Source organism: Candidatus Aminicenantes bacterium (assembly GCA_011049425.1).
Classification (GTDB): Bacteria; Acidobacteriota; Aminicenantia; order UBA2199; family UBA2199; genus UBA876.
On the sequence record DSBM01000042.1, the window covers coordinates 1 to 4,437 of the forward strand.

Consider the following 4,437-nt stretch of genomic DNA (forward strand, 5'->3'; position numbering starts at 1 on the left):
GGCAAAAAAAATCAGTATTTTTCTGGTCAGGTAACTTTATTCGCGGGAAAATCGAAGCTTGCGCGGTAGTTGCGTTTTCGGCAATTGATGAGTGAATCTTTGACGGATTTCGAACGGTCCATTATAATGAAGATGAATTTCCATCTGTATATGGCGAGGAGAGACATGAAGCGACACGGATGCGTATGGATCGGGCTGCTGATTCTGGTCCTGGTATGGGGAAACGTCACGCCCATTGCGGCAGAGGATAACCCGGAAAAACTGGACGAAAGGTACCAGCAATGGCTGGACCTGGTCCATTACATTATCACGCCCATGGAGCGCAAGGTTTTCTTGAGTCTCAAATCAGACAAAGAGCGGGATGCCTTGATCGAATTGTTCTGGAAACAACGGGACCCCACTCGGGGCACGCCGGAGAACGAATTCCGCGAAGAACACCTGCGCCGCTTTGCGCATGCCAACAAGTATTTCAGGTTCGGTGCGCCGGTTCCGGGTTGGAAAACCGACCGCGGCCGCATCTATATTTTGCTGGGCCCTCCGGTAAGCGAGGAGGAAGTGATCACCAACGGCTTTCACCCGGTGTTGATCTGGGATTATTTCGGCAACGCCGAGAACGGGTTGCCGACCGGGTTCCGAGTGGTGTTTTACAAGCGCAGCGGCATGGGGCAGTATCGCCTGTATCTTCCCACCGCGGACGGACCCCAGGCACTGCTGACCACCCAGTCGCATACGATTGATCCCATGAACTACGAGGCTTTGTACAAGGCGATCAAAGAGTACAGCGCCACGGTCGCCGAGGCATCCTTGAGCCTGATTCCCGGAGAACAACGCAGCGGGTACAGCCCGTCGCTTCAGGCGCCGATGCTGATCTCCCGCATTTATGACCTGCCCAAAAGCCGCATAAACGCCACCTATGCGCGCAACTTTCTCAACTATAAAGGCATCGTGGACGTGGACGTGGTCACCAACTACGTGAACAGCCGCAATCAGTTGACCCTGTTGCGTGACCCGGTGCTTAACACACATTTCCTGCATTTTTCGTTGCTTCCGGAACTATTGTCCGTGGACTTTTCCGATGAGCGCGATCAGTTCTATTTTAATTACGAGCTCACGGTGGTTTTGCGCTCAGCCGATGATCCGGACAGGGAACTGTTCAAATACTCCAAGAACTTTCCGGTATATGCCAATGAGGAGGATCTCAACAACCGCCTGTCCAAAGGGATTGTGGTTTCCGATTACTTCCCCGTGGCTCCGGGAGAGTTCATCTTTTCTGCGGTACTGCAGAATTCGGTGAACCGTGAAATCAGTTACTTTGACCGCAAGGTAACGGTACCGGCCCCAACCGGCGGCGCGCCCCGCCTGTACGGTCCGTTGCTCTCATACCGCATTCAGCCCGTGGGGGATCCAGGTTTCGCGGCTTACCAGGTGGTGGACCGCCAGGTTTCCATTGATCCGGACAGCAGTTTCGGCATGAAGGAATCGATTTATCTTTTCTTTTCCGTTTATCGCGACCGTGCGGAAACCGCCTTCAGAACAAGGATTGAAGTGAGAAATGAACAGGAGTTCCGCCCCTATGCCCGTACATATATGGTGGATGTCCCCGCCGGCAAAGAGACCTGGGTTCACGACATGGAAATCGAGAACCCGGGCAATGGTGCCTATCGTGTCCGGGTCATCCTGTTGGGCGCGGCGAACGAAGTGCTGGATTCCCGGGAAGTCCGGTTGTCCATTGCGCCGCGGGAGCAGGTGTTTCATCCCCCGGTTGCTTCCAAGCGCTTGCCGTCAAACCGGGTGTTCCTGTTCGACATGATGCTGGCCGCCCAGTACGCCAACACGGGCCGCCCCGGACCCGCGGCCGATCATTATGAAGCCGCCCTGGCCAGGCAGCCGGAATTCCCCCCCCTGATCAAGTCCTATGCCGAGTTCCTGCTGGCGCAGCGCAATCCCCGGCGTTTGCTTGAAATCATCGCCCCGCTGGAAAATGATCGCAAATACCTGTTTGATTACCACGCCCTGCGGGGCAAAGCCCTTCACGTCCAGGGAAACAACACCCTGGCCGTGCAAGCCCTGCTGGAAGCCAACAAAGTCTATGACAGCGACACTTCGGTTTTGAACGCCTTGGGCGCGGCCCTGGCCAATACCGGGGAAAAGGTCGAGGCGCGCAAGGCGCTGGAAGCCTCGTTGCGCCTGAATCCCGACCAGGTTGACGTGAGAAAAATGCTCCAAAGCCTGGAAAAGGGGAGGAAACCATGAGCGCACGCTATTCCGCCTGCCTGGCGGGCATGATCCTGGCCGGAGGCATGCTGCTTGGCGGCTGTGGCGGCAATCGACCCGCGCCGGTAGTGGAGCCGCAAACGGACGAGTTTTACCAGGTGGCCAGGCCGATCATGACGTCCCAGGAAAGCCGCATCTACCGCAACCTGGCTTCGCCGCAGCTACGAAAACGTTTTATCGAATATTTCTGGGAGATCCGGGACCCCAACCCCCTTACTGAAGACAACGAATTCCGCATGGAAATGCTGCGCCGCTTTGAACACGTGCAGCGCTATTTCCAGGAAGGGCAGCGCCCCGGCTGGCGCACCGACCGCGGCCGTTTTTTCATGATACTGGGTCCGCCGGATGAAGTGGACCGAAATGTCCAGACCACGGATCCGCGCCTGCAGGGCAGGGTCATCGATTGGTACTACGGCTTTTCGGGTGCAACCGGCACCACTTACAGCGGCGGCGGCTTTCGCCTGCGCTTCGTGGATGAACGGGGTTTCGGCATCTTCCGCATGGACGAAAGATACATGCCCCTGCGGGTAATGGATATCCTCGAGGAACTTAAATTCAACATGATCGTGAAGCGCGGACAGGATTCCCCGTTCCCGGAGGCGATCGACTTCCAGGTGGATTTCAATCCCGCCGCCGGCGAGGTAACGGTCTCTTTCGGTCCCAAACGGGTCGCGTTTGAACGAAGAGAAGATCGCATCCTGGTCCACCTTCACGTGGCCGTGATGGTGATCAATGAAAAGGAAAAGATAGACAAATTCACCCGCGACTGGAAAGAGGAGTTTAATGCGGAGGCCGTGTTGAAAGAGGATTTTCGCTTCAATATCCCCGTGGCCGTGCGCCTGGATCCCGGCAAATCCACCCTGGACGTGGTGGTGACCGACCTGATGTCCGGACGCAAGTCGCGCCGCATGACAAGCGTAAAGGCAGGAAAAAGGTGAGCCGCCCCACCTGTAGAGCAACAAGAAAAGCGATAGTTTGGATCATATAGGAGGCGAACATGAAAAGAATCGCGATGATCAGTATAACCATTCTGCTGGGGACGACCCTCGCCCTCTTTGCCCAGGAGGGCAGGGGGCAGGGACGGGTGACGGGTCTGGTGGAGGATTCCGCCGGTAATCCCATTCCCGGGGTAAAGATCACCATGGAATCGTTGCAGTACAATCTGACCCTTGATGCGGAGTCGGCAGAAAACGGCCGCTGGACGATTCACGGGTTCGGTTTGGGTGAGTACCAGTTCACCGCGGAAAAGGAAGGCTTTGTACGCGCCGTTTCCCGCACCCAGCTATCCGGCATCAACCGCAACCCCGAACAGGTGATCGTGCTCAAGTCCCTGGATGATGTCAAGGGCGATGTGGTCAAGGGCAAGGACGCCAAGGTAAACTTCAAGAACGCCAACGACCTCTATGACGCCGGGCGTTACGAAGATGCCCTGGCCATGTTCAAGGCCTTTCTGGCCAAGAACGAAAAGTTTTACAAAGTCAACATCAACATCGGCAACTGCCACTTCAAGTTGAATCAGTACGACGAGGCCATTGCCGCCTACCAGCGTGTACTGGACGGCATGGTTGCCGAAGGTGTCGCCATGGAAGGCAATGCCACGGCCGCGCAGGTGTATGCCGGCATCGGCGAAGCCTTCATGGTGCGTGATGATTTCGAAAAGGCCAGGGAATACTTCACCAAGGCCATTGAGATTGATCCTTCCGACCGGGCCCTGCCGTACAACGTGGCCGAAATCCTGTTCAACGCCGGCAACGCCGACGAAGCGGTGACATACTATCGCCAGGCCATTGAGATCAGCCCGGACTGGGCCAGGGCTTATCGCCAGTTGGGTTATGCCCTGCTCAATCAGGGCAACCTGGAAGAGGCGGTGGTTGCTTTTAAAACCTATCTGGAAAAAGCCGACAAAGACGATCCCCAGGTGGACGTGATTCGCGACCTGGTTTCTTCTCTCGAGTAGTACCCGCCGGGGGGGCGGTTGGCTGTTCGGGCGATAGCCCCACCCGCCGAAGCTTCAGCGAAGGCGGGCGGGGCTTATAGGTCCTGTAGGACCTATTCATAAGACCCGTCAATAGGACTAATCGGACCTATTGGGCTCATCAATAGGACCACCAATAAGACCTATACCCCCCGGGGGACTCAAGATCGAATTAGAACCGATAGGAC

The 4,437-nt window shown here is 56.3% G+C and carries 3 protein-coding genes; all 3 read left to right on the top strand.

Annotated elements, in window-relative coordinates:
* The first annotated feature begins 87 nt into the window (after positions 1–87).
* The 3 genes from ENN40_03030 to ENN40_03040 are packed head-to-tail and all read left to right on the top strand — an operon-like array spanning position 88 to position 4,231.
* The gene (locus tag ENN40_03030) at positions 88–2,253 is read left to right on the top strand and encodes a GWxTD domain-containing protein (protein ID HDP94315.1); all 2,166 of its coding nucleotides are present in this window, start codon (positions 88–90) and stop codon (positions 2,251–2,253) included.
* Complete coding sequence (locus tag ENN40_03035) at positions 2,250–3,212, top strand: GWxTD domain-containing protein (GenBank protein HDP94316.1); 963 nt, start codon at positions 2,250–2,252, stop codon at positions 3,210–3,212. Before ENN40_03030 ends, ENN40_03035 begins: the two co-directional genes overlap by 4 nt.
* 59 nt (positions 3,213–3,271) lie before the next feature.
* The gene (locus tag ENN40_03040; GenBank protein ID HDP94317.1) at positions 3,272–4,231 is read left to right on the top strand and encodes a tetratricopeptide repeat protein; all 960 of its coding nucleotides are present in this window, start codon (positions 3,272–3,274) and stop codon (positions 4,229–4,231) included.
* Positions 4,232–4,437: the final 206 nt, after the last annotated feature.